Source organism: Agrobacterium sp. a22-2, from assembly GCF_012276985.1.
GTDB lineage: Bacteria > Pseudomonadota > Alphaproteobacteria > Rhizobiales > Rhizobiaceae > Allorhizobium.
On sequence record NZ_JAAXMM010000002.1, the window covers coordinates 195,517 to 221,429 of the forward strand.

Consider the following 25,913-nt stretch of genomic DNA (forward strand, 5'->3'; position numbering starts at 1 on the left):
CTCCCCATGCCTCGGGGCCGTATCAGGCCTTGTTCACGCTGGCGGCGTAGATCTCGTCGATCGTCTCGGCCAGGCTCGCATTGAACTCTGCGTCGCTCATCGTGACACGCAGGTTTTCCGTCAACGCGCGCGAGAAGCTCGCGATCATGCCATGGTTCTGCTTCAGCTTTTCGCAGGCGTCCGTGCGGCTGTAGCCGCCGGACAGGGCGACGAGCCGGACGACCGATTTGTGAGCGACCAGAGGAGCGTAGAAATTGGCCGATGTCGGGATCGTCAATTTGAGCATGACATCGTCGCCGGCGGGAAGCTTATCGAGCTGCCGGGTGATCTCGTCGCGAAGAATGGCTTCCGCCTCGCCCTTCGTCGGGCTCTTGATCGAGACTTCAGGCTCGATGATCGGCATGAGGCCTTGGCCGATGATCTGCCGCGCCACCTCGAACTGCTGCTGCACGACGGCTGCAATCCCCGCCTTGTCGGCGTGGCCAATCACCGAGCGCATCTTGGTTCCGAAAATTCCCTTATTCCGGCCACGGATCAGGAGAGCATCCAGATCGGGCATCGGCTTCATCAATTGAACGCCGTTTTCTTCCGCCATAAGGCCCTTGTCGATCTTGAGAAAGGGCACGACGCCGCGCTTTTCCCAGAGATAGGAGGGGACGGCCTGACCGGCGGCCTCGCCGTCCATGGTCCGCTCGAACAGGATGGCGCCGATCACCTTGTCGCCCGTAAACGCAGGGGCGCTCATGATGCGGACGCGCATGGCATGCATCAGGCGGTACATTTCCTCGTCGCCCTGGTAGTCGGTTTCGGAAATACCGTAGAGACGCAGTGCGCCGGGTGTCGAACCACCGCTCTGATCCAGCGCCGCAATGAATCCCGGCGCCGAGCTGATCTTGTTCAACATCTTCGCGTCCACCATGTCTCACTCCTATCGCTAAAAATGGCGCGTTCCGCGCTCACGTCTGTTCTCTGGTTTTACAAACAACCGGCAACGCCGGATGGTTCAATCCCCGGATATCCCAAGGCTACCATCGGCGGATAACAGAAGTATTTTTAAAGGGGAATGAGCCCATAAGTACTTGAAACGATTGAAATGGTTTCAATCGTTTGAAAGTTTTGGAAAGCGTCTGAGAGGTTGCAAGCGGCAGCCGAATGTGCCTGCCGCCTGCCTTTCGTCACTTGACGTCAATCAGGACGGAGACGCCGGGCAAATCCTTGCCTTCCATCCATTCCAGGAAGGCGCCGCCGGCGGTCGAGACATAGGTGAAGTCGTCGGCAACGCCGGCATGGTTGAGCGCCGAGACCGTATCACCACCACCGGCAACCGACACCAGCTTGCCGGCTTTGGTGCGCTCGGCCGCATGCCGGGCTGCAGCAACCGTTGCCTTGTCGAAGGGTTCGATTTCGAAGGCGCCGAGCGGGCCGTTCCAGACGAGGGTGGCAGCCTTGGAGATCCAGCCATTGATCGCCTCGATCGACTTCGGTCCGACGTCGAGAACCATGGCATCGGCGGGGATCGCGTTGATGCTGACCACTTCGTTGGCAGCTCCCGCCTTGAATTCGCGGGCGACGACGCCGTCTTCCGGCAGCACGATGGCGCAGCCGGCCGTGGCGGCCTCGATCATGATCTGCTTGGCCGTGTCGGCTAGATCATGCTCGCAGAGCGACTTGCCGACATTGGTGCCGCGGGCGGCGATGAAGGTATTGGCCATGCCGCCGCCGATCACCAGCGCGTCGACGCGCTTGACCAGGTTCATCAGCAGGTCGATCTTGGTCGAGACCTTGGCGCCACCGACGATGGCGACGACCGGGCGGGTCGGCTTGCCGAGACCCTTTTCCAGGGCCTCGAGTTCTGCCTGCATGGTGCGGCCGGCATAGGCTGGCATATGGTGGGCCAGGCCCTCCGTCGAGGCATGGGCGCGATGGGCGGCGGAAAAGGCGTCGTTGACGAAGATGTCGCCGTTGGCGGCCAGGGCCTGCGTGAATTCCGGCGTGTTCTTTTCCTCGCCCTTGTGGAAGCGGGTGTTCTCAAGCAGCAAAATGTCACCGTTCTGCATCTTGGCAATCGCGTCCGTTGCGACGGGGCCGATACAGTCGCTGGCAAAGGCCACCGCCTGATCGAGGATCTCCTCGACCGCATGGGCAATGGGCTCGAGCGACATGTCGGCCACGACCTCGCCTTTCGGCCGGCCGAAATGGGCGAGCAGGATGACCTTGGCGCCTTTTTCGGAGAGTTCGCGGATGGTCGGTGCGACGCGTTCGATGCGTGTCGCATCGCTGACCTTGCCGTCGGTAACCGGAACATTGAGGTCGACGCGGACAAGCACGCGCTTGCCTGCGATGTCGGTCAAATCGTCGAGAGTCTTGAAGGCCGGCATGTTTCCACCCATTGTCTTGTTGAAATCGGAGGGTTATGGCGCGGACCATACTATGCCTGCGACCGGACGCAAGGCGATCAGGAACGTTTTTTCGACTGCCAGAACGTTTGCCGCCGGACTCGATATTTCCGCAGAAAATCGCGCAGGAGATGGGCAAGTTCGCGAATATTGAGGAAAATCGGCCAACGGGTTGCCGGTGCCACTGGCTCCATCGAGATGCCGACTGAGGCGATATGTCCCGACTCATCGAGGTCGCGGACGATCAGGATGATGCGCCCGAGCCGCACCCGGTCGGCATAGTCCGGCTTGCCGCCGAGCTTCAACTCAATCAGCTCGCCGATGGTTCGGGTCTTGTCGATTTCGGTCAGGATATCCGGGCCGTAGGCGATGTCCAGTTCGGCCGCCGAGCGCGATGGCGAGATGACGAAGGTGCCGAAGAATTCGGTGTCATTCGCATCGACCGGGAGCTTGCTGGCAAACAGCCTGTCGATCAGGCGGGAATAGCCGGGCGCGATGAACAGATAGACCTTGTCGTTTTCCTTCAGACGCCCGGCATACTGGTAGCGCATCGACTTGCCGTCGCGGATCACCAGAGACGGCATGGCCCAGCGGGGAATGCGCTCGCCGCGCAGCACGGGGCTGTCGGCCACGACGCGGTAGGCCAGAAGCTCGTGATGGGCAGCACCCGGCAGGTCCAGCTCCAGCTTGTCGATCGCGCCGATGCGCGGCGGCACGATCAGCCCGAGCTTCTTGGCCACCGGCTTGATGGTCCAGCCCTGAATGACCAGCGAGATCATCACCACGATGAAGGCGATGTTGAAATAGATCTGGCCGTTCTCCAGGCCGCCGATGATCGGCAGGATGGCCAGGAGGATGGAGACCGCGCCGCGCAGGCCCACCCAGGCGATGAAGCCGGTTTCCTGCTGGGTGTAGTCGAAGGGCAGCAGGCACAGCCAGACGGCGAGCGGGCGGGCGATGAACACCAGGAAGACAGCGAGCGCTACCGCGGGGATCATGATCTGCGGAAATTGCGAGGGCGTGGCGAGCAGCCCGAGCACCAGGAACATGATGATCTGGGCGAGCCAGGTCATGCCGTCTTGGAAACGGGCGATGGTGACGCCGCCGGGGATCTTGCGGTTGCCGGCATAGATGCCTGCGACATAGACGGCAAGGAAGCCGCTGCCGCCGACGGCGCCGGTATAGGAAAAGACCAGCATGGAGAGCGCCAGCACGATGATCGGTGCCAGGCCGCGATCGACATTCAATCGCTTGATGACGAAGACGATCAGCGCGCCGCCGATCAGGCCGAGCGCCACACCCATGCCCATCTGCTCGACGAACAGCCGGAGCAGGCCGAAGCCGAGGGTAGATCCGTTTTCCTGCGCACTGAGCGCCCCGACCAGGGCAATGGTCAGGAAGATCGCCATCGGGTCGTTGGTGCCGGATTCGACCTCGAGCGTCGAACGGACCCGGTCGCGGATGCTGATGCCGCCGATGCGCAACAGGAAGAACACTGCGGCAGCGTCGGTCGAGGCGACGATGGAGCCGAGCAGCATGCCCTCGAGCAGCGAGAAACCCAGCACCCAGCTGGCCACCAGCCCGAACAGGCCGGCGGTGACCAGAACGCCGAAGGTGGCAAGCGTGATCGCCGGCACGGCGGCGAGCTTGAACGACTGGATATTGGTGCGGTAGCCGGAATCGAAGAGGATGATGGCGAGCGCCACGGAGCCCAGCATATAGGCGGCGGAATTGTTGCTGAAGTCGATGCCGAAGCCATCGACGCCGGCCGCCAGGCCGATCAGCAGGAACAGCAGGAGGAGGGGGGCACCGAAGCGGAAGGCGAGAAGGCTTGAAAAGGCGGCGAAAAGAACGAGGGCAGTCAGGACTAGCATGACGATGTAAAAGTTTTCCAAACCCGTGCCTCTCCGCTTCACCCGTCGCTCTCGGCTTTGCCGCCTGCGTACAGTCCATCGGGTCTGGTCGGCCTATCCCAATAAGACAGGGCAACCGGCGCGAAAAACGTCGGCTATGCCAAGGTTTGGATGGGCGGACGCAACAGCCTGGAAAACGCGGCGGAATCGCCAGTGATCAATCTTGCCGCCAATCATGATCAGAGTAGGGCGATGGAACAAAAATAAAAGGACGGATCGATTGCCCGATCCGTCCTTTTTTCATGGGTTTGACTGCGCGTTGCTGTCAGATGAGCTTGCTCAGGGCGACAGCGGTGTCGGCCATGCGGTTGGAGAAGCCCCATTCGTTGTCGTACCAGGTGAGGATACGCACGAAATTGCCTTCCAGAACCTTGGTCTGGTCGATGGCGAAGATCGACGAATGGCTGTCATGGTTGAAGTCGCGCGACACCAGCGGCTCTTCGGTGTAGCCGAGGATGCCCTTCAGCGCGCCGTTGGCGGCGGACTTGATGGCCTCGTTGACTTCGGCAACCGTGGTGGTCTTCTTGGCGACGAACTTGAAGTCGACGACCGAGACGTTCGGGGTCGGAACGCGGATCGAGGTGCCGTCGAGCTTGCCCTTGAGGTGCGGCAGCACGAGACCGACGGCCTTGGCGGCACCGGTCGAGGTCGGGATCATCGAGAGCGCTGCCGCACGGGCGCGGTAGAGGTCCTTGTGCATGGTGTCCAGCGTCGGCTGGTCGCCGGTATAGGAGTGGATCGTGGTCATGAAGCCATGGTCGATGCCGATGGCGTCGTCCAGGACCTTGACGACCGGCACCAGGCAGTTGGTGGTGCACGATGCGTTGGAGATGACCAGGTGATCCTTGGTCAGCTGGTCATGGTTGACGCCGAAGACGACAGTGAGATCAGCGCCTTCGGCCGGAGCCGAGACGATGACGCGCTTGGCGCCAGCCTGGAGATGCAGGGCGGCCTTGTCACGCGAGGTGAAGATGCCGGTGCATTCCATGGCGATGTCGACGCCGAGTGCCGCATGCGGCAGGGTCGCCGGATCCTTGATCGCGGTTACCTTGATCGGCTTGCCACCGGCCACGATGATGGTGTCACCCTCGACCTTCACATCGGCCGGGAACTTGCCGTGGATGCTGTCGTAGCGCAGCAGGTGGGCATTGGTCTCGACCGGGCCGAGATCGTTGATGGCCACGATCTCGATGTCGGTGCGGCCGGACTCGACGATGGCGCGCAGAACGTTACGTCCGATACGGCCGAAGCCGTTGATGGCAACTTTCACAGTCATAGATGCACTCCCGCTTTAAAACAGAGCTTCAGTTGATGGTGCGTAAGGGCGCCGGGAAGGTGCCCTCCGTCAATTGGGACTTTAGGCGAGGTTGGCCTCGGCCGCAGCCACGACCGCTTCCGCGGTGATGCCGAAATGCTTGTAGAGGTCCTTGGCGGGGGCAGAGGCGCCGAAGGACTTCATGCCGATAAAGGTGCCGTCCGAGCCGATGAACGAATCCCAGCCCTGGCGGATACCGGCCTCAACGGCGATCTTGACCGGCGCCTTGCCGATGATCGCCTTCTGGTAGTCGGCCGACTGTTCGAAGAACAGCTCGAAGCAGGGAACCGAGACGACGCGGGCGGAGACGCCCTTGGCGGCGAGTGCGGCTTGCGCCTTGATGGCGATTTCGACTTCGGAACCGGAGGCGAAGATCGATACCTTGGCGTCGCTGGCCGAAATCAGCTCATAGGCGCCGTAGGCGCAGAGGTTCTTCTCTTCGTATTCGGTGCGTGCCGGGATCAGGTTCTGGCGGGTCAGCGCCAGGCCCGAGGGACGGTGCTTTTCCTTGAGCGCCAGCTGCCAGCATTCGGCCGTTTCGGTCTCGTCGGCCGGGCGGAAGAGCAAGAGGTTCGGAATGGCGCGCAACGAGGCGAAGTGCTCGACCGGCTGATGGGTCGGGCCGTCTTCGCCGACACCGATCGAATCATGGGTCCAGACATGCACGACACGGATGCCCATGAGGGCGGCCAGACGCACCGAGGGGCGGCAATAGTCGGAAAAGATCAGGAAGCCGCCGGCATAGGGGATGAGGCCGCCATGCAGGGTGATGCCGTTCATGGCGGCGGCCGTCGCATGTTCGCGAATACCGTAATGGATATAGCGGCCGGAGAAATCGGTCGGGGTGATCGACGTCATCTGGCTGGTCTTGGTGTTGTTGGACGGCGTCAGGTCGGCCGAGCCGCCCAGCGTTTCCGGCAACAGGCCGTTGATGACTTCGAGCGTGTCTTCGGAGGCCTTGCGGGTGGCGACGGTCGGGTTGCTGGCGGCGACCTTCTTCTTGAAGGCGTCGATGGCAGCGTCGAAGCCGCCGGGCAATTCGCCGGCGAAGCGGCGGTTGAACTCGGCGCGCTTTTCGGCGTCAGCGCCGGCAAGTCGTGCTTCCCATTCCTTGCGGGCCTTGGTCGAACGCAGGCCGGCAAGCCGCCAGCTGTCCAGCACGTCGGCGGGCACGACGAAGGCTTCCGATTCCCAGTTCAGCGACTTGCGGGCCGCGGCAATTTCCTCGGCGCCGAGCGGCGAACCGTGGACCTTGTGGGTGCCCTGCTTGTTGGGGGCGCCGAAGCCGATGATGGTCTTGCAGGCGATGAAGGTCGGACGGTCCGACTTGTGGGCTTCTTCGATCGCCGCGGCAATCGCCTCCTGGTCGTGGCCGTCGATCGCCATCGTGTTCCAGTTGGCCGACTTGAGGCGAGCGATCTGGTCGGTGGAATCCGACAGGGAGACGGCGCCGTCGATGGTGATCTTGTTGTCGTCCCAGAAGACGATCAGCTTCTTCAGCTTCAGATGGCCGGCCATGGCGATGGCTTCCTGGCTGATGCCTTCCATCAGGCAGCCGTCACCGACCAGCGCATAGGTATAGTGGCTCTGCAGCTCGGAGCCGAATTCTTGCGACAGCTTGCGTTCGGCGATCGCCATGCCGACGGCATTGGCAATGCCCTGGCCGAGCGGACCGGTGGTAGTTTCGATGCCGGAGGCATGGCCGTATTCCGGATGGCCGGCGGTCTTGGCGCCGAGCTGGCGGAACTGCTTGATGTCCTCGATCGTCATGTCCTCATATCCGGTTAGATAGAGAAGCGAATAGAGGAGCATGGAGCCGTGACCGGCTGACAGCACGAACCGATCGCGATCCGGCCAGAGCGGGTTCTTCGGGTCGAATTTGAGGTAGCGGCTGAAGAGAACAGTGGCAATATCGGCGGCGCCCATGGGCAGGCCGGGATGGCCGGAATTGGCCTTTTCGACGGCATCCATGGCGAGGAAACGGATCGCATTGGCCATGCGATGATGTTTTTCGGGAGAGATCATGACTGTTCCGCTTGTTCCGGGTCTCAAGGAATGGAAGCTTTTCCAGCAACCATCTGAAAGCGGCTGATCCTTATCAGGTGGATCGCGCAAGTCAACAAAAGCGGCAGCGCTTGGACCGTTGGAGGTCAAGATTCTGGCCTTCTGCCTGTTTGCTGGGCATTGCCTTCGAGAGGTCCGCCGGCAACGGCTTTCTGCCCCGTCGTCCACAAGCAGGGAGCCGTTGAAACCGTGGCTTTGTTGACGGGCGGCAATCCAGATGGGTACTGTCACCAATCTTTGTAGTGGGTCTACAGAGTCGATTCGGTGACCTTTTGGGAAAGCCTGGACATAGGAATGCCGACGGACAAGACGGAAACAGCGCTCAGCGCTTTGCGGCAAGCCATTGCCGGCCTTGAAAATGCGATCGACATGCGTATCGAACTGCAGCGGGAAAGCAGCGAGGTCGAGGGCGAGGTCAGGCGCGTTCATGCCGACCGTGCCCGGCTTGCGCAGGAACTCGACCAGTCGGAATTTCGCGCCAATCGGCTGGAGGAGGTCAACAGGGAGGTGTCGCGCCGCCTTGTGACTGCTATGGAGACGATCCGCGCCGTTCTCGACCGGTAAACCGGGCGGCCCGGTCACACAGATTTTGCAATTCGGAAGGCTCTATGGCTCAGGTTACGGTAACGATCGACGGCAAGGCCTATCGCATGGCCTGCGAGGAGGGGCAGGAAGGTCATCTGATCGATCTTGCCACCCAGTTCGATCAGTATGTGAACCATCTGAAAGGGCAGTTCGGCGAGATCGGCGATCTGCGCATCACCGTCATGGCCGGCATCATGATCATGGACGAGCTGGCCGAAATGAAGCGCCGGCTGGCCGGCATGGAGGCCGAACTGGCGACGCTGCGGCAGGGTCGCGATACCGCGCTTGAAAGCGCGCAGGCGCGGGAAGAACGTCTGACGGATGCCATTGCCGAGCTCACCGAACGTCTCAACGGCATCAGCCGCAAACTGACCGCACCCGCCTCGCAGCGCGCGCCGGCCGAAACGTAATTCATTCAAAGATCTGCGGTCTGCCTCTGGCGCTTTGCGTCGATCGGCCCTATATCTCAAAATGCGGTCTGCGCCTCTCGACAGGTACCACAATCCCTGGGGCCATACTCGATCCAAAGGGAGCTGTCCCTGGCCAGGCCCGTGGGCTTGGACACACGGCGCCCACCTACGTTTGTAGGCACCCAGGATCGTAAAAAACCACCGGTTGCCGTGGATCGCACTTCTCCCTTTTTTGATGTTGTGACGACTGCGGTGCATGCTGCATCGGCGTTGCAGTCCCAGGCGAAGGCTGATGCTGTCGGCCTTGCGCATTCTTCGAGATTGACCGCGGCTGTGCTTGCGATAGCATCGTTTGAAAACGCTGTACGGGATGCCGATCGGATGTATCAACCACCACAATTTCGCGAAGACCGCCTAGACGTGATGCAGGCGCTGATTGCCGCTCATCCGTTGGGATTGCTGATCTCCGCCAATGTTGACGGCATTCTTGCCAATCCCATTCCCTTCCAACTCGACGCAGCGCGTTCGGCCAAGGGCACGCTGCAGGCGCATCTGTCGCGAGCCAATCCGCAGTGGAAGGCTTTGTCCGAAGGCGCGAGCGCGCTTGTGGTCTTCCAGGGCGCCCAGAGCTACGTCACGCCATCCTGGTACGAGACCAAGCGCGAGACCGGCAAGGTCGTGCCGACCTGGAACTATGCGATCGTGCAGATCAGGGGAACAGTGCGGGTCATGGATGACGCGGACTGGCTGCATGGGCAAATCAGGCGGTTGACGGAGATGCAGGAGGGCACACGGTCCGAGCCCTGGGCAGTCGACGATGCACCCAGAGCTTTCCTCGATGCGCAGATCAAAGGTATCGTTGGCCTTGAGATCGAGATCACCGAGATCGACGGCAAATGGAAGGTCAGCCAGAACCGGCCGGAAGCGGACCGCAGCGGAGTTGCTCAGGGTCTCGACACCGAGACATCCTGGTCGGCCGCCGATATGGCGGAACTGGTCCGGCTCTACGGCCGGGTCGAATAGCGGATGGTCAAACCCCGAGATCCAGCGTCTTCTCCTTCTCGATATAGGCGCGCTGCTTGTCGGTAATGTAGTCGCGCACGATCGGCGCGGCATCGCGTTGGCGCGACAGCTGCATGTGGAACACCAGCTGGCTGCCGGTGCGAAACATCATCTCGGCGCTGATCAGGTAGAATTCCCACATCCGTGCAAAGCGTTCGTCGTAAAGCGCCACCACCTGATCGCGGTTGTCCTGGAAGCGCTTTTCCCAATGGGCAAGCGTCGTTGCGTAGTGGACGCGCAGGAATTCGAGATCGGTGACCCAGAGGCTGTTCTGTTCCACCACCTCGAAGACTTCCGAGAGCGCCGGCGAATAGGCACCGGGGAAGATGTATTTGCGCAGCCAGGCGCTGGCCATGCCGGGTGGGCTCATATGGCCGATCGAGTGGAGGACGGCGATGCCGTCGTCGGGCATCAGGGCGTTCAGCTTCTTGAAGAACTCGTCATAGTGATGCACGCCGACATGTTCGAACATGCCGACCGAGACGATGCGGTCGAAGGTCTGGTCGAGGTCGCGGTAATCCTTCAGCTCGAAGCGCACGCGGCTCGACAGGCCGGCCGCCTCGGCTCTTTGGGTGGCGAGCGCCTGCTGCTCCTTCGACAGGGTGACGCCGAGCACCTCGACACCTTCCAATTGTGCGAGATAGAGGGCGAGATCGCCCCAGCCGCAGCCGATATCCAGCACTTTCATGCCCGGCTTCAGGTCGAGCTTGGCGGCCAGCAGCCGCAGCTTGTTGCGCTGGGCCTGTTCCAGCGTCTCGTCCGGCTCGCGAAAGTAGGCGCAGGAGTAGAGCATGTTGCTGTCGAGGAAGAGTTTGTAGAAGTCGTTGCCGAGATCGTAGTGATGGGCGACGTTTTGCTGGGCCTGGCCTTTGCGGTTCGACTGCTGTCGCTTGCGGAAGCGCATCTTGACGGCGCGCAGCAGCTTCTGGATCGGATAGGAGCCGAGCGACAGGCGGTTGATCGAGAACAGGGTGAGGAAGTCGCGCAGCGTCGAGCCTTCCTCGAAACGCATCGTGCCGTCCATATAGGCCTCGCCGGCCGCCAGTTCGGCATTGAAGACCAGCGTGCGGTACAGCCTGGCGTCGGTCAGGCGCATGGTGACATGCGGGCCATGCTCGCCGGCAAAGACATGGCGCTTGCCATCGGCATCGATGACCGTCAACTGGCCCTTGCGGATAAAGGATTTCATCATATGCGACAGCAGAAACATGCATGACCTCGCCGGGGAGTGATCCTGAGGTTGATATGCTAGCGAAAAAGCGCGGCTTCGCAATGCAGGAAAGGCAGCCCTGGGGCTGCCTTTCCTGCATTGATAAAGTGCGCCAACCTCTCCTTCGTCATGGTCGGGCTTGACCTGACCATCCATGCCCGTTGAAACATATGGATCCTCGGCTCAAGGCCGAGCAAGACTCGGGGAGGCGATTTTCGAAGCGGTGATCGTTGCTTATCGGAGAGGCGTCTGACCGCAGCCGATCTGCCCGACCGATCTCAGAACTCTTCCCAGTCATTGCTGGTCGCCGGGCTTGCAGCCGCCGGAGCCTTGGAGCCGGAAAAGGCCTGGGCCAGCTTGCCGACCATGTTGCGGGCTGGCGAAGCGACCGGCCGGGCGGAGGTTTCGGCGGGCTTGACCTTGGCGAAGACGGAACGTGTCGGGGCAGGTGTCCTGGGTGCTGCGGCCATCGGCTGACTTGTCCGGGATGAAGGCGCGCCGGCGCCCGAGACCTGGAACTGACCGACAAGGCCTGCCAGCGCCGTGGCGCTTTCGGCCAGGCGATGGGTCACGGCCGTCGTTTCCTCGACCATGGCAGCGTTCTTCTGGGTGAACTGGTCCATCTGGTTGACCGAGGTATTGATCTCATGCAGGCCGGTGGTCTGCTCGCGGGCCGATGTGGCGATCGAGCCGATATGGCTGTTGATCTTGGCGACCTGTTCGGAGATCTGGCTCAGCGCCTCGCCCGTTTCACGCACCAGCTTCACGCCGCCGGCCACTTCCGTGCCGGATTTGGTGATCAGCGCCTTGATATCCTTAGCGGCATTGGCCGAGCGCTGCGCCAGTTCGCGCACTTCCTGGGCGACGACGGCAAAGCCCTTGCCGGCTTCGCCGGCACGGGCTGCTTCAACGCCGGCATTCAGAGCCAGAAGGTTGGTCTGGAAGGCGATTTCGTCGATTACGTTGATGATCTTGGAAATCTCGCTGGATGCGCTTTCGATGCGGCCCATGGCAGCGATGGCGTCGGACACTACCTTGCTGGAGCCCTCGGTGCTCTGGCGGGCGGCCGAGGCCATTTCGGAGGCTTCGTCGGCGCGGGCCGACGAGTTGCGGACAGTGGCGGTGATCTGGTCGAGGGCTGCCGAGGTCTCTTCAAGCGAGGCGGCCTGCTGCTCGGTGCGGCCAGCCAGTTCGTTGGACGCAGCGCGCATTTCGCTGGAGTTGGCCTCGATGGCCAAGGTTTCGTCGCGCAACTGGGCCAGCGTGCTGTTGAGCTTTTCCGCCGAATGATTGAAGTTCAGGCGCAGGCTGTCGAGGCCGTCCGTGAAGGGCTGATCGATGCGAATTGTCAGGTCGCCTTCGCTCAAACGCTGCAGGCCGGCGGCGAGCGAATCGACCGCCTTTTGTACTTCGCGGGCTTCCGCCGCCTTTGCCGCTTCGCGGGCGCGGCGCTCTTCTTCGCTCTGGGAGAGGTGTTCGGCGGCGCGACGCTCCAGGTCCTGCTTCTGCAGTGCGCCTTCGCGGAACACTTCCAGTGCGTTGGCAAGAGCACCGATCTCGTTGCGCAGATCCTTGTGCGGCACGGTCAGGTCGAGCTTGCCTTCGGCTATCTTTCCGGCCGTTGCCGTCAACTGCGGCAGCGGTCCCATGATCTTGCTGGCAAAAAGGATGACGACAATGGTGGCACAGATCAGCACGATGGCGGCGGTGATGCCGATGGTCCAGGCCATCTGGTTGGCGATGCTGTTGATATCGGCCGAGCGGACGCCGGCGTAGAGAATGCCGATGACCTCACCGGCCGGCGCAAAGATCGGCTGGTAGATGGTATAGTAGGGCACGTCGAGGATGACGGCCTCGCCGCGGAAAGTCTGTCCCTTGGTGGCGATCGGATAGACGGCGCCGGTCTGGCCGAGGGCCGTACCGACGGCGCGGCTGCCGTCCGGCTTGATGATATTGGTGGTCTTGCGCCAGAAATCCTTGTTTTCCGGGTTCCAGGCAAAGATCGTTGCCGTCTGGCCGGTCATGCGGCCGATCGTATCGATCATCTTATGGTCGGCAAAGGCATCCGGAACGGCGGTCATGACGATGCGCTCGACATTGCCGTCCTTGCCCCAGGTCACCGTGGTGCCGGGAATGTCGCGCTCGACGATCGTCGCTGCCGTTCTGAGGCTGGCATTCTGGCCGTCGATCGCCTGGGCGGCGATGCGGCTGTTGATGCTGCTCGAAATGGCCCAGGCGACAGCGCCAAGCGACAGGACGAGGATCAATATCGTCGTCGCCGTGACGGTTCCGACAAGACCGAAGCGCGAAAAGAGTTTCATGGAACAGGCCTTCCTACAACATAAGATACCTTGGTTCTACTTGACTTCTGTTAAATCATCGTTTCGCTTTTTTTGGGAGGATGCTGGGCGCTGTTGACGAAGTGAATTGCCAATTCGGATAAAGCGCGCTTCAAGGCCGCCTTCCAGCAGGCAGGTTTGGCGCGAGGCGATTTGAGCGACAAGACATGGGTGTTGTCGAACCATTCCGTCCCAAAGACCCATGAAGGACCTTACCGGAATAGCAGCAATCCAAGTTGCAGAGCGAGCGACAACTTATGGTTCGCCTTATTGGTACGAATTCGTACAAAAGTTGTTGCGTCCTGCCTTTTTTAAGCGCATCTTCATATGCGTCGCCAGCCACGCAAGGGCGCTGACGTTTGGAAGATCATCATGCTTTCGCCCCCGCCCCGGAGAGCACGATGACTGAACAAAACACAAGCGTATTTAAAAACCGTCTGCTCAGTGCACTTTCGCCCGCCGACCTCAGTTTACTTGCTCCCAGTCTTGAGAGGGTGCAGCTCAGGCTTCGGCAATCGCTTGAGACGGCACATCAGCGGATCGATCTAATCTATTTTCTTGAGTCCGGGCTGGGTTCGGTGGTGGCCAGAAAAGAAGGCGGCACGACGGTCGAAGTCGGTCTCTTCGGGCGGGATGGCATGACAGGCACCTCCCTTGCGTTGGGAGATACAGAAAGTCCGTTCGATTGCTTCACGCAGATGGACGGTTCGGCGATGCGAATCTCGGCCGACAACCTGCATAAAGCCATGTCCCAGAGTGTCGCGATCACAGATCTGCTGATGCACTATGCGCGCTCGCTCGGCATCCAGACCACCTACACGGCCTTGGCCAATGGCCAAATCAAGCTGGAGGAGCGCTTGGCTCGATGGATTCTCATGGTGGACGATCGCGTAGATCACGACGGCTTTTTTGTCACCCATGAGTTTCTTGCAATGATGCTTGGAGTTCGGCGCCCGGGCGTGACTGTGGCGTTGCAGATTCTTGAATCCGGCTACCTGATCAGGTCGCAGCGCGGCGAAATTGTCGTTAAGGACCGAGAGGGACTCATAAGCCTTACCAAAGGTACGTATGGGCCGGCCGAGGAAGAATACGAGCGATTGACCGGCATTCCTCTGGGGAATTCGAAGCCGATTGCGAAGGACGATGCACCACTTTCCGGGCCGGTCTGACACACACGTTGTGCATTCCAACCTCGGCAACCTTTCGAGGACGCAGCATGACCTCCGCTTTTGACAAGCCCATCGATGCGACATCCGACAGCAGTCTTCTGGAAGCATTTAACGAAGCCTGCGAGCAACATGGAATTTCGCCAGATGGCGAAGATGGTTCCGATCTCGCGACGGTTCTTAGTCACGCATTTGAGCGGGGCATCACCAGCAAGGATGGGCTGGTCGCTCTCGTCCTGAGTCTGATCGTAGAATAATTGCATTGCCGGAGCGTTTGAATATTGTGCTCGCAATTCAATCAGCACGACCGGGGTATATGACAAGCAGAGAGAAAAAGGCGCAGCTGCGGGCGGAGCGGCTTGGCGTTCGTGACAGTATTGCGCCGGAGATCCGAATAGAACACAGCCTGGCCATGGCCGAATTCGGTGGGGATGCCATCACCTTCGAGCCCGGCACGATCATTTCCGGCTTCCTGCCGATCCGCTCCGAGGCGGATCTGCGGCCTTTGATGGCCAGACTCAAGGCACGCGGCGCGAGGCTTTGCCTGCCGGTCATCCTGGACCGCCAGACCATCGTGTTTCGCGAGTTGATCACGGGCCAGGACCTGGTCGATACGGGTTTCGGCACACGTGGGCCGGGACCGGAGGCACCGGTGGTGGATCCGGCGGTGCTGCTGGTTCCGCTGTCGGCTTTCGATGCCGACGGTCACCGCATCGGCTATGGCGCCGGTCATTACGACCGGGCGATTGCCCGATTGCGGGAAAAAGGCCTTGTGCCGCGGCTGATCGGCATTGCATTCGACTGCCAGGAAGTGGCACATGTGCCCTTTGAGCCGCATGACGTGGGATTGGACGCCATTCTCACCGAAAGCGGATATCGGCAATTCAGGGGATGACTGGACAACGGAATGCGGCTGCTTTTTCTGGGTGACATGGTTGGCAAGACGGGTCGGACGGCGGTGTGGGAGAGGCTGCCGGGATTGATCTCCGACCTGAAACTCGACTTCGTCATCGTCAACGGCGAAAACGCGGCGGGCGGCTTCGGCATTACCGAAGACATCTATCTGGAGACCATCAATGCCGGCGCCGATGTGGTGACCACCGGCAATCACGTCTGGGACCAGAAGGAGGCGGTGACCTTCTGTACGCGCCACGACCAGTTCCTGCGCCCGGCCAATTATCCGGCCGGCACGCCGGGCAAGGGCTCCGGCCTCTATTACGCCCGCAACGGCGCCCGCATCCTGGTCGCCAATATCATGGGCCGGGTGTTCATGCATCCCGAACTCGACGATCCCTTCAAGTCGGCGGAAGGCATTCTGGCGGCGTGCCCGCTGAAGGAACAGGCCGATGCGATCATCTTCGATTTTCATGCGGAAGCGACCAGCGAGAAGCAGTGTTTCGGCCATTTCGTCGATGGCCGCGCCAGTTTCGTGGTCGGCACCCATACCCATGTGCCGACCGCCGATTGCCAGATCCTCAACGGCGGTACGGCCTATATGTCGGATGCCGGCATGTGCGGCGACTACGATTCGTCGCTCGGCATGGAAAAGGAAGAGCCGCTCAACCGCTTCATTTCCAAGATGCCGAAAGGCCGTTTCGAGGCTGCCCACGGTCCGGCGACGATCTGCGGCGTCGGCGTGGACATCTCCGACAGCACCGGTCTGGCCGAAAAGATAGCCCCGCTACGGCTCGGGCCGAGGCTGGCCGAGACCATCCCGGATTTCTGGCGCTGATGGAACGGTTCTGCCTCAACTGTGGGCAGGCCGGGGTGTTGACGAAAATGTGAGCGGAGAGGCTCGTCTTCAGGCTTTACCTCGCGGAGTGCCTGCCGCATCCTTTACGTCGACAATGGTTCGGCGCGGGAGCGGCATGATGCTGCTGAAACTTGCCTTTGCAGTTTTTGGTCTGTTGACCACCGGGATGCCTGGCATCGCGGCCGAGGACCGCCCGCCCGTCAGTCAATGCCAGCTGGTGGCCGAGGCGCTGCCGTCCGTCACCTTTGCGAGCTTCAAGCCGGAGCCCGGTCCGCAACAGTTCGCGGCGCTGGCCGAAGACGTGACAATCACCTATCTCGGCCATTCGACCTTCCAGATCGATACGCCCGGCGGCATTCAGATCGCCACGGACTACAATGGCTGGCTGCGCTCGGCGCGGCTGCCGGATGTGGTGACGATGAACAAGGCCCATTCGAGCCACTATACGCTGTCGCCCGATCCCGGCATTGCCCATGTGCTGCAGGGCTGGAATGCGGCAAGTCCCGGCGAAAAGGTCGAGCATCATGTTGTGCTGGGCGATGCCTATGTCCGCAATGTCGCGACCGACATTCGCTCGTTCGGCGGCTTCGAGGCCAATGGTAATTCGATCTTCATCTTCGAGGTGGCGGGCCTGTGCATTGGCCATCTCGGTCATCTGCACCACGAATTGACCGACAAGCACTATGCCGAGATCGGCCGCCTCGATATCGTGATGGTGCCGGTCGACGGTGGATTGACCATGGGGGCCGACAGCATGAGCCGCACCATCAAGCGGTTGCGCTCGGCGCTGATCCTGCCGATGCACCGGCGCGGCCCGCCGATCGAGGGCTTCCTGTCGATGTTCGACGCCAGTTTCGACTGGCGGCTGTCGGACAGTCCGGGCGTGACGGTGTCGATGCGGACCCTGCCGAAGAAGCCGCTCATTCTTGTCTTGAAAGGCGTGTGATCGCCGCATACGAAAAGGCGCAGCCGATCGACTGCGCCTGTCTGGATCGTGAAGACAAAAAGGTCAGGCGAAGGCCAGACGGCGGTGCACGCCGACATCCGGCAGTTTCTCGTCGTTGAGGTTAGCCTTGGCGATTTCCCAGCCGAACTTGAGCGTGCTGCCGGTCGAGGCCCAAATCTCGGCATCGTCGAGATGCAGCGCCAGCAGGACGAGCGTCGGATCTTTCTTGCCGTGTTCATACCAGGCGGCAACGATCGAGCTCCAGTATTCGTCGACCTTGGCCGGATCGTTGCGTTGCTCGATGACGCCGGAGAGGCAGGCGTGATAGTCGTGGTTCTTGCCGACTACGCAGAAATGGGCGCGTGTGCCGGGGCGGATCTGCTGCACCAGATCGGTCGTGGACTTGGAGAAGAACCAGATCGTATTGGTCTTCGGATCGGCGAACGGCGCCATCGGCTGCATATGCATATGGCTGCCTTCAAGGCCCAACATGCCGGCATGGATCTTGTCGATCTCGTCCCACAGCTGGCTGGCGGGGGCTTCCCGTGCTTCAGAAAAACTGGCCATTTCGTTTCCTCTCGTTTGCAGTCGCATTCGAAAGGCCGAACGGTTGCAGCGGGCGGTTTGTTCCGAAGAGCGGGTGATGCCGATGGTTCGAGCTCTTGGCCGGTACCGGCCGACGGTGGAAGCCTCTTGGCCTTTAAAAGCCGGCAATCCTCTTGAATGGCGGCAGCAACGCCCGTATAAGGCGCCCATTCCGAACAATTAGACCTGAAGCAGGGGTGCCATGGCTGGCCATTCACAGTTTAAAAACATCATGCACCGCAAGGGAAAACAGGATTCCGTGCGGTCGAAAATGTTCTCCAAGCTGGCGCGCGAAATCACCGTCGCGGCGAAGTCGGGTCTGCCTGACCCGGCCATGAATGCCAGCCTGCGCCTGGCGATCCAGAACGCCAAGGCGCAGTCGATGCCGAAAGACAATATCGACCGCGCCATCAAGAAGGCTTCGGGTTCCGATGGTGAAAACTACGAAGAGGTCCGGTACGAAGGCTACGGCCCGGGCGGAGTCGCCGTCATCGTGGTCGCGCTGACCGACAACCGCAACCGTACCGCCTCCACCGTGCGCTCGACTTTCACCAAGGCCGGCGGGGCGCTCGGCGAAACGGGCTCGGTCTCCTTCTCCTTCGACCGGGTCGGCGAAATCAGCTACAAGCTGTCCGCCGGCAGTGCCGACAAGGTGATGGAAGCCGCCATCGAAGCCGGTGCCGAAGACGTCTCCACCGATGAGGATGGCCACACCATCATCTGCGCATTCGAAAGCATCGGCGAAGTCTCCAAGGCGCTGGAAGCCGTGCTGGGCGAAGCCGAGACCGTCAAGATCATCTGGAAGCCGCAGAACACCGTGCCGGTCGACGAAGAACGCGCCGTGTCGCTGATGAAGCTGATCGACACCCTGGAAGACGACGATGACGTGCAAACCGTCTTCTCGAACTTCGAAGTGTCTGATGAAGTGATGGCCAAGCTGTCGGCTTGATTGCGGGGGACCAAAGCGAACTTGAAGCTCGGCACCTGAGAATGCCGGGCTTTTTGTTTAGCTGATGGTGAGGCGTTTCGATGAAAAAGATTCTCTTCGTTTGCAGTCAGAACAAGCTTCGTAGCCCCACTGCTGAACAGGTTTTTGCAGACTGGCCAGGTATCGAAACACTCTCTGCCGGCACGAACAATGACGCCGAGAATCCTTTGTCGGACGAAGAGATTGAATGGGCTGACATCATCTTTGTGATGGAGAAGGCCCATCGTAACAAGATGCAACAGAAGTACCGATCAGCCTTGAAAGATAAGAGACTGATATGCCTTCATATTCCGGATGAGTATGATTACATGGATCCGGCACTCGTCCTCCTGCTGAAAGCAAAAGTACCACAATATCTGTAGGTGCTTGCCTGCCGATTTTTTTATACGTGCGCCCACGGCGGCGAGGCCCGCCTCGGGCCGATGGAGTTCGGCCCTCAGCACCTAGGCAGCTGTGGTTTTATGAGATCTATAAAATAGGATCAGGCGGACCTCACGCCGCGACCTTGGCCTGGGAAATCACGCCGATCAGGTCGTTGACGATGCGCTCGATCTGGCTGCGGTCGTCGCCTTCAGCCATGACGCGGATCAGCGGTTCGGTGCCGGAGGGGCGGATGACCAGGCGGCCGTTGCGCGATAGCTCGCTCTCGGCATCGGCGATGGCCTGCAGGACCTTGGTGTCTTCCAGCGGCTTGCCGCCGGAAATACGCACATTGCGCAAGAGCTGCGGGACGGGATCGAAACGGTGGCAGATCTCGCTGACCGTCTTGCCGGTGCGCTTGACGGCCGACAGCACCTGCAGGGCTGCCACCAGGCCATCGCCGGTGGTGCCGAAATCCGACAGCACGATATGGCCGGACTGTTCGCCGCCGACGTTGAAATTGTTCTGGCGCATATGCTCGACCACGTAGCGGTCACCGACCTTGGTGCGGGCCAGCGACATGCCCTTATCGCCGAGGAAGCGTTCCAGGCCGAGATTGGACATGACGGTGGCCACGATGCCGCCGCCCTTCAGGGTGCCCTCGTTGGCCCAGCTCTCGGCAATCACCGCCATCAGCTGGTCGCCATCGACGATCGCACCGTTCTCGTCGATGATGATGACGCGATCGGCGTCGCCGTCGAGCGCGATGCCGATATCGGCGCGGATCTCATGCACCTTCTTCTGCAGGGCGGAGGGATGGGTCGAGCCGCATTCCAGATTGATATTGGTGCCGTTCGGCGTGTTGCCGATCGTCACGACCTCGGCACCGAGTTCCCAGAGGGCTGCCGGCGCCACCTTGTAGGCGGCTCCATTGGCGCAATCGATGGCGATCCTCAGCCCATTCAGCGTGACATCGCGGGGCAGGGTGCGTTTGACGAATTCGATATAGCGATAGATGTCGCCGTCGACGCGCTTGGCGCGGCCGATATCCTCGGCCTTGGCGAGCTGCGCATAGAGGTCCTGGTCGAGCAGCGCCTCGATCTGCGCCTCGATCTCGTCGGAAAGCTTGTAACCGTCAGGGCCGAACAGCTTGATGCCATTGTCGGCAAAGGGATTGTGCGAGGCGGAAATCATCACGCCGATATCGGCGCGCAGCGAGCGGGTCAGCATGGCGACGGCCGGCGTCGGAATGGGGCCGAGCAGGAAGACGTCGAGGCCGGCGGCGGTGAAGCCGGCGACCAGCGCGTTTTCCAGCATGTAGCCGGACAGCCGCGTATCCTTGCCGATCACCACCCGGTGGCGATGGTGGCCGCGCCGGAAAATCGTGCCGACGGCGATGCCGACCCGCATGGCCAGATCAGGGGTCATCGGAAACAGGTTGGACTGCCCGCGGATCCCGTCCGTTCCAAAATAGCGTCGTGTCATGGGTTCTCCCGAAAATCCTGTCGTCCGCGCCATCGCAGGTGCCGCATCCGATCGGCAGGCGAAGATATCGCGCGGTTATCAATCGCCGCTCATCGCATAATTCGCAGCGCCAAGCACGTAAATTACCATCAAAATCGATTATAACCCGTTACCGGAAAACAAAAGGGCCATGCGCCTTTCAGCACATGGCCCTGTTTTACTCAATCGTAACCGGCTCAGTGCGGCTGGGGTTCCAGGCCGCCTTCGGGCTCACCGCCGCCCTTGGCGTCGGCCGGGCCGTCCTTCTTCGTGCCGGTGCTCGGCACGGCGGAACCGCGGTTCGACGGACCGTCATCACCGAGATCGCGGGCCGGCTTTTCGCCGCGGATCAGAGCCTTGATCTCTTCGCCGGACAGGGTCTCGTATTCCAGCAGGCCTTCGGCAATGGCGATGAAGCCATCATGGTTGTCGGTAAGGATCTGCGTGGCCTGGGTATAGGCTTCGTCGATCAGGCGGCGCACTTCCGAGTCGATCTTTTGGGCGGTCGATTCCGAAACATTCTTCGACTGCGACACCGAATGGCCGAGGAACACTTCCTGCTGGTTTTCACCGTAGGAGACATGGCCCAGAACATCGGAGAAGCCCCATTGAGTGACCATGGCGCGGGCAAGCTTGGTGGCCTGCTCGATATCCGAGGATGCGCCGGAGGTGATGTTTTCCTTGCCGAAGGTCAGCTCTTCGGCAACGCGTCCGCCCATCATGATGGCAAGGCGCGACACCATCCACTTGTAGCTCATCGAATAGCGGTCGCCTTCCGGCAACTGCATGACCATGCCAAGGGCACGGCCGCGCGGAATGATCGTCGCCTTGTGCAGCGGATCGGCGACGGCAACCTTCAGGGCGCAGATGGCGTGACCGGCCTCGTGATAGGCGGTCAGCTTCTTTTCGGCTTCGGTCATGGCGGACGAGCGGCGCTCGGCACCCATCATGATCTTGTCCTTGGCGTCTTCGAATTCGGCCATGGTGACGACACGCTTGTTGCGGCGGGCGGCCATCAGGGCGGCTTCGTTGACGAGGTTCATCAGATCGGCACCGGAGAAGCCGGGCGTACCACGGGCCAGAACCTTCAGGTCGACATTCGGCGCCAGCGGCACGTTACGGGCATGAACCTTGAGGATGCGCTCGCGGCCGACGATGTCGGGATTGGGCACAACGACCTGACGGTCGAAACGGCCCGGACGCAGCAAAGCAGGGTCGAGAACGTCGGGACGGTTGGTCGCGGCGATCAGGATGACGCCTTCGTTGGCTTCAAAGCCGTCCATCTCGACCAGCAGCTGGTTGAGCGTCTGTTCGCGCTCGTCATTGCCGCCGCCGAGACCGGCGCCACGATGGCGACCGACGGCGTCGATTTCGTCGATGAAGATGATGCAGGGCGCATTTTTCTTGGCCTGCTCGAACATGTCGCGCACACGGGATGCGCCGACGCCGACGAACATTTCGACGAAGTCGGAACCGGAAATGGTGAAGAACGGCACATTGGCTTCGCCGGCAATGGCGCGCGCCAGCAGCGTCTTACCGGTGCCCGGAGGACCGACGAGGAGAACACCGCGGGGAATGCGGCCGCCGAGCCGCTGGAATTTCTGCGGATCCCGCAGGAATTCGACGATTTCCTCAAGGTCCTGCTTGGCTTCGTCGACGCCGGCAACGTCTTCAAACGTGACGCGGCCATGCGCTTCGGTCAACAGCTTGGCCTTCGACTTGCCGAAGCCCATGGCGCCACCGCGGCCGCCGCCCTGCATCTGGCGCATGAAGAACAGCCAGACGCCAAGGATCAGCAGCATCGGCAGCAATGTGCCGATATAGCTTAAAATGCCCGAGGACCCATCGGTTTCAGGACGGGCGACGATCATGACATTCTTGGTCTGCAGCTTTTCAAGCAGGTTGTCGTCGATGACAGGGGCATAGGTCTGAAAGGCCGTGCCATTTTCGACATAGGTGCCGATCACCCGGTTGCCCGTCACGGTCACGTCGCGGACGCGGCCGGAATCAACCTCGCGCAGAAACTGCGAATACGGAATTTCGCGCGAACTGGTTTGGGACGGCGACGTCTGGAACATGCTGAACAAGGCGATCAGCAAGAGGGCAATGATGGCCCAAAGCGCGAAATTTCTCAGATTCGGGTTCATTGAACTCCCCAGGAATGTGCTCAGCGCGCAGGGCGGCTGCTTTATGTTGCTGTAACATAGGATTGCAGAGCGTCCTTGCCAAGGCAAACCGCGCCGCCATCTGTGTTTTCCGTCAATAAGCCCTAAAACGGCGGCGGCAAATAGCCGTCGCGACCGAATATAGTTGCCATGGCATCGGCCAGTTGCAGATCGAAGCGCGGCAGGAAAAGATCATAAGGGGCGATCCGGGCGGAGATCCGCGCCTCGTGCGGCGCGACAGGCTGGCCGTCATCGCCGCGGCTGACGCGCGGCAAGCCCTTGCGGGCAAGGCGAGCCAGCCCCGGCGGCAGGTGACCAACAAGCTTGGGACTGTCGCCGTCGCCTTCGACGGTAAGGAGCTGATCCGAGAGATTGGCAATGTCGAACCGGTCGTCCCATAGGCCAACTTCGCCCGGCGCTATTGCCAGCGGCAAAATACCGCGGTTCTCGCGCAGGACGAACAGGCCGTCGCGGCCATGGGCAAGCACCGTGCGTCCTGACGTCAACTGGCCTCCGGGCGGTCGGCGAAGGAAGGCCATGACGCGGTCCATGCTGTCGCGGCCGGGACCATGGACACGACCGCCGACCGTGGCGATGGCCGCGCCCAGCGCATGACGCAGATCGTCGTCGGGCTCTGCCAGGCCGGCCGGCGCAATCTGCAAGACGGCGCCGGCGATGGCTTTTGCATGGCTGCGGAGCCGGTCGGCGGCGCGGGCTGACAGGGCGAGCCGCCGGGCTGCCGGTTGCGGGTCCAGCGCCGGCAGGCCGGTCCCGGCGAAGGTCTGGCGCGTCCGGACGCGTTCGTAGCGGGTATCCGTATTGCTCGGATCGTCGATCCAGCCCGTGCCGCTATCGCTCAGCAGTCGCCGGATGTCGGCGCGCCGGCAGGCGAGCAGGGGCCGGGCGATCCAGATGCGGCGGTCATACAGCACGGCATCGGCCATGCCAGCGAGACCGGCGGCGCCATGGTCATCGCTTCGGGCGGCGCGCATGGCGATGGTCTCGGCCTGGTCTTCGGCCGTATGGGCGGTCAGGATGAGGGTGGCGCCAAGCTCGACGGCGGCATCCGCCAGCAGGCGGTAGCGTGCGTTCCGGGCGGCGGCAGAAATGCCGGTTGCCGGTTTCTCACCGTGCCAGCGGCGGATGCGGTGGGGAATGCCGAGCCTGGCGCAGAGTCTTGCCACGTCTTCGGCCTCGGCTGCGGAATTGCCGCGCAGGGCATGGTCGATCGTGGCGGCGGTCAATGTGACGTGGGGGAACGAATTGTCGCGCAAAGCCTGATGCAGAGCAATCAGCAGGCCGGTCGAATCGCTGCCGCCGGAGATGGCGACGAGCAGGCGGGTCGGATGTCGCAGGCTGCGCAGGAACTGAAGGGTGGCATTTTCAGGAGAAAGAGAGGCGTTGCTCACGGGCGGCGGCGCTTGATCAGCAGGCCAGCCGCTTTTGTTCGCTGGTCGCCTTGCCAAGGACAGCGCGCGAGGCACTGGGATAACGCTTCGACACTTCGCGCAGGGTGGCGCAGGCGGTGTCCTTGTTGTCGAGGGCGGCCAGCGACATGCCGAGCTTCAGCAGCATTTCCGGCGCCTTGGCCGATTTGCCATAGGCCTGGTGGGCGTTGAGGAAGGTCTTGGCCGCATTGCCGAAATCGCCCTGCGAATATTGCGCCTCGCCGAGCCAGAAATTGGCATCCGCTGCCTTGGCACTCTTGGGATAGCGGGCCAGGAAATCATTGAATTCCGTTTCGGCAAGACCGTAGTCGCCGGACAGCACATGGCCGTAGGCCACCTGGTAGACATCGGCCTCGCGGTCGAGCGAGGCAACTTTCGGGGCGTTGGTGGTTTCCACGCCGGGGAGGCTGGCATTTGCGCCGGCCTCTCCGTTGAGGGTTGCCGCGCGCGGCATGCCGTTGGCGTCCAGCTCGATCGAGCCCAGAACGGTCTCCGGCGGCGCCTGTCCAGCCCCGGTGTCCCGGGACACTGCGGTGTCCTGGGACTGGGTGATGATATCGGTCACCGAGCTTCCCTGATCGGGCGTGACATTGCGGGCGACCGGCGTGTCGCGCGGGCGGGTCGCGCCGGTCTCGCTCTTTTCCAGCTCCTGGAAGCGGAATTCGTTGTCTTCCTGAGTCTTGCGCATCTGTTCCTGCATCTGCAGGATCTGGAAGCTCATTTCCTCGATCCGGCCGTTCAGGGCGCGGATTTCCTCTTCCAGCTGCTGAACGCGGACGGCGGGGTCCGCCAATTGCACCAGCTGAACCGGCTGCCCGGCTTGCGCCCTTGCCGATGCCTTGGGCGCACCGTCCATCGGCAGGAGCGGCAAGGAACTTGCGCTGCCATGCAAGCCAACGAATGCTGCCAGCCCCAGCATCCCGGCCATGACAAGTTTCTTCATGTCGTTCTTTCCTGTTTCGAGTTTGATCCAAGCGCCGCAACGGCGCGGACAGGAGTTTTTCCAATTGCCCGCAAAAAGCAACTGAAGTTCGGCCAAAGTGTGGACAAAAGCAAAAGGCGGCCTTTCGGCCGCCCCGCTCATCCCATCCGAAACGGATGCACTTTACATTCCGGCGCCGCCGAGAACCGTCACGGCGCGGCGGTTCTGCGACCAGCAGGAAATGTCGTCGCAGACCGCGACCGGCCGTTCCTTGCCGTAGGAAATGGTCTTCATGCGCTGGGCAGGAACACCCTGCGAGGCCAGGAAGTCGCGGGTGGCGGCGGCACGGCGTGCGCCGAGTGCCAGGTTGTATTCGCGGGTGCCGCGTTCGTCGGCATGGCCTTCAACGGTAATGGCATATTGCGGATACTTGGCCAGCCACTGCGCCTGACGGGTCAGGATGCCCTGGGCGTCGGCACGGATCGAGGACGAATCGGTGTCGAAGAAGATCCGGTCGCCGACATTGACGGTGAAGTCCTGGGTCGAGCCGGGCGTCGCGGCGCCGGCGCCAAGGCCGAGTTCGGACGCGCTGTTCGGCAGGTTCTTCTTCGAGGCGCAACCAGCCAGTGCCAGCGTCATGGCGATGGCCACGATCACCGGATTGGTTGCCAGCTGCTGCATACGGCTTTTCGCCGGAGTGTGAATGCGGCTCATCGCCGGTCTCCTTGCATTGTCCATTAGGGTTGCCGAACAATAACCATTCTCGGTTAACCGGCCTCAAAC

Annotated in this window: 23 protein-coding genes and 1 other RNA gene; 11 read left to right on the forward strand and 13 right to left on the reverse strand. The window is 61.5% G+C overall.

Annotated features, from left to right (window positions below):
* Positions 1–22: 22 nt before the first annotated feature.
* The 5 genes from HFC70_RS04160 to tkt all read right to left on the reverse strand — a co-directional run bounded on the left by HFC70_RS04160 (position 23) and on the right by tkt (position 7,649).
* Positions 23–919, reverse strand: coding sequence for a fructose bisphosphate aldolase (locus tag HFC70_RS04160; RefSeq protein ID WP_168471950.1), 897 nt, complete (start codon positions 917–919; stop codon positions 23–25).
* A 256-nt stretch (positions 920–1,175) separates the two neighbouring features.
* Entirely contained in the window at positions 1,176–2,378 is a 1,203-nt protein-coding gene (gene pgk, locus HFC70_RS04165) for a phosphoglycerate kinase (protein ID WP_168471951.1), read from the reverse strand.
* Between the two features lie 77 nt (positions 2,379–2,455).
* Positions 2,456–4,291 (reverse strand): potassium/proton antiporter, encoded by a 1,836-nt coding sequence (locus tag HFC70_RS04170; RefSeq protein WP_168471952.1) that lies wholly within the window; start codon positions 4,289–4,291, stop codon positions 2,456–2,458.
* Positions 4,292–4,574: 283 nt separating this feature from the next.
* On the reverse strand, positions 4,575–5,585 hold the full coding sequence (gene gap, locus HFC70_RS04175; protein WP_168471953.1) for a type I glyceraldehyde-3-phosphate dehydrogenase: 1,011 nt from the start codon (positions 5,583–5,585) through the stop codon (positions 4,575–4,577).
* Between the two features lie 81 nt (positions 5,586–5,666).
* A complete protein-coding gene (gene tkt / locus HFC70_RS04180; protein WP_168471954.1) occupies positions 5,667–7,649 on the reverse strand; it encodes a transketolase in 1,983 nt (660 codons plus the stop codon).
* 333 nt (positions 7,650–7,982) lie between these two features.
* Here tkt and HFC70_RS04185 point away from each other — a divergent pair, with 333 nt between their 5' ends.
* The 4 genes from HFC70_RS04185 to HFC70_RS04200 all read left to right on the forward strand — a co-directional run bounded on the left by HFC70_RS04185 (position 7,983) and on the right by HFC70_RS04200 (position 9,706).
* A complete protein-coding gene (locus HFC70_RS04185; protein WP_168471955.1) occupies positions 7,983–8,252 on the forward strand; it encodes a DUF4164 domain-containing protein in 270 nt (89 codons plus the stop codon).
* 44 nt (positions 8,253–8,296) lie between these two features.
* Positions 8,297–8,683 carry a cell division protein ZapA gene (gene zapA / locus HFC70_RS04190; RefSeq protein WP_168471956.1) on the forward strand — a complete coding sequence of 129 codons (387 nt, stop codon included), beginning with the start codon at positions 8,297–8,299 and terminating at the stop codon, positions 8,681–8,683.
* 62 nt (positions 8,684–8,745) lie between these two features.
* Positions 8,746–8,904, forward strand: a non-coding RNA gene (gene ssrS, locus HFC70_RS04195) — 6S RNA.
* Between the two features lie 160 nt (positions 8,905–9,064).
* A complete protein-coding gene (locus tag HFC70_RS04200; protein ID WP_168471957.1) occupies positions 9,065–9,706 on the forward strand; it encodes an FMN-binding negative transcriptional regulator in 642 nt (213 codons plus the stop codon).
* A gap of 7 nt (positions 9,707–9,713) precedes the next feature.
* Here the strand turns inward: HFC70_RS04200 and HFC70_RS04205 are convergent, their stop codons facing one another.
* Both HFC70_RS04205 and HFC70_RS04210 read right to left on the reverse strand, forming a co-directional pair.
* Positions 9,714–10,955, reverse strand: coding sequence for a cyclopropane-fatty-acyl-phospholipid synthase family protein (locus tag HFC70_RS04205; protein ID WP_168471958.1), 1,242 nt, complete (start codon positions 10,953–10,955; stop codon positions 9,714–9,716).
* Positions 10,956–11,233: 278 nt separating this feature from the next.
* Positions 11,234–13,276, reverse strand: a complete 2,043-nt coding sequence (locus tag HFC70_RS04210) for a methyl-accepting chemotaxis protein (RefSeq protein WP_168471959.1) — start codon at positions 13,274–13,276, stop codon at positions 11,234–11,236.
* A gap of 419 nt (positions 13,277–13,695) precedes the next feature.
* On the opposite strand from HFC70_RS04210, the gene HFC70_RS04215 reads away from it, so the two are divergent.
* From HFC70_RS04215 to HFC70_RS04235, 5 genes are all read left to right on the forward strand, one after another.
* Positions 13,696–14,463: a Crp/Fnr family transcriptional regulator gene (locus tag HFC70_RS04215; RefSeq protein ID WP_168471960.1), complete on the forward strand. Its 768-nt coding sequence runs from the start codon at positions 13,696–13,698 to the stop codon at positions 14,461–14,463.
* Between the two features lie 47 nt (positions 14,464–14,510).
* Positions 14,511–14,717 (forward strand): hypothetical protein, encoded by a 207-nt coding sequence (locus HFC70_RS04220; protein WP_168471961.1) that lies wholly within the window; start codon positions 14,511–14,513, stop codon positions 14,715–14,717.
* A gap of 59 nt (positions 14,718–14,776) precedes the next feature.
* Complete coding sequence (locus HFC70_RS04225) at positions 14,777–15,355, forward strand: 5-formyltetrahydrofolate cyclo-ligase (protein WP_168471962.1); 579 nt, start codon at positions 14,777–14,779, stop codon at positions 15,353–15,355.
* Between the two features lie 12 nt (positions 15,356–15,367).
* Positions 15,368–16,192, forward strand: a complete 825-nt coding sequence (locus HFC70_RS04230; protein ID WP_168471963.1) for a TIGR00282 family metallophosphoesterase — start codon at positions 15,368–15,370, stop codon at positions 16,190–16,192.
* 187 nt (positions 16,193–16,379) lie between these two features.
* On the forward strand, positions 16,380–17,159 hold the full coding sequence (locus HFC70_RS04235; protein ID WP_246735652.1) for an MBL fold metallo-hydrolase: 780 nt from the start codon (positions 16,380–16,382) through the stop codon (positions 17,157–17,159).
* A gap of 63 nt (positions 17,160–17,222) precedes the next feature.
* Here HFC70_RS04235 and HFC70_RS04240 read toward each other — a convergent pair whose 3' ends face one another.
* Positions 17,223–17,726, reverse strand: a complete 504-nt coding sequence (locus HFC70_RS04240; protein ID WP_168471965.1) for a pyridoxamine 5'-phosphate oxidase family protein — start codon at positions 17,724–17,726, stop codon at positions 17,223–17,225.
* A 220-nt stretch (positions 17,727–17,946) separates the two neighbouring features.
* Here HFC70_RS04240 and HFC70_RS04245 point away from each other — a divergent pair, with 220 nt between their 5' ends.
* Positions 17,947–18,693, forward strand: coding sequence for a YebC/PmpR family DNA-binding transcriptional regulator (locus HFC70_RS04245; RefSeq protein ID WP_168471966.1), 747 nt, complete (start codon positions 17,947–17,949; stop codon positions 18,691–18,693).
* 80 nt (positions 18,694–18,773) lie between these two features.
* A complete protein-coding gene (locus tag HFC70_RS04250; protein ID WP_168471967.1) occupies positions 18,774–19,094 on the forward strand; it encodes a low molecular weight protein tyrosine phosphatase family protein in 321 nt (106 codons plus the stop codon).
* Between the two features lie 130 nt (positions 19,095–19,224).
* On the opposite strand, the gene glmM is transcribed toward HFC70_RS04250, so the two are convergent.
* From glmM to pal, 5 genes are all read right to left on the reverse strand, one after another.
* Positions 19,225–20,577 carry a phosphoglucosamine mutase gene (glmM, locus tag HFC70_RS04255; protein ID WP_168471968.1) on the reverse strand — a complete coding sequence of 451 codons (1,353 nt, stop codon included), beginning with the start codon at positions 20,575–20,577 and terminating at the stop codon, positions 19,225–19,227.
* 215 nt (positions 20,578–20,792) lie between these two features.
* Positions 20,793–22,742 carry an ATP-dependent zinc metalloprotease FtsH gene (gene ftsH, locus HFC70_RS04260; RefSeq protein WP_168471969.1) on the reverse strand — a complete coding sequence of 650 codons (1,950 nt, stop codon included), beginning with the start codon at positions 22,740–22,742 and terminating at the stop codon, positions 20,793–20,795.
* Between the two features lie 122 nt (positions 22,743–22,864).
* Positions 22,865–24,169, reverse strand: coding sequence for a tRNA lysidine(34) synthetase TilS (tilS, locus tag HFC70_RS04265; protein ID WP_168471970.1), 1,305 nt, complete (start codon positions 24,167–24,169; stop codon positions 22,865–22,867).
* A 16-nt stretch (positions 24,170–24,185) separates the two neighbouring features.
* A complete protein-coding gene (gene ybgF / locus HFC70_RS04270) occupies positions 24,186–25,151 on the reverse strand; it encodes a tol-pal system protein YbgF (protein ID WP_168471971.1) in 966 nt (321 codons plus the stop codon).
* A 162-nt stretch (positions 25,152–25,313) separates the two neighbouring features.
* Positions 25,314–25,844, reverse strand: coding sequence for a peptidoglycan-associated lipoprotein Pal (pal, locus tag HFC70_RS04275; RefSeq protein ID WP_168471972.1), 531 nt, complete (start codon positions 25,842–25,844; stop codon positions 25,314–25,316).
* Positions 25,845–25,913 lie beyond the last annotated feature (69 nt).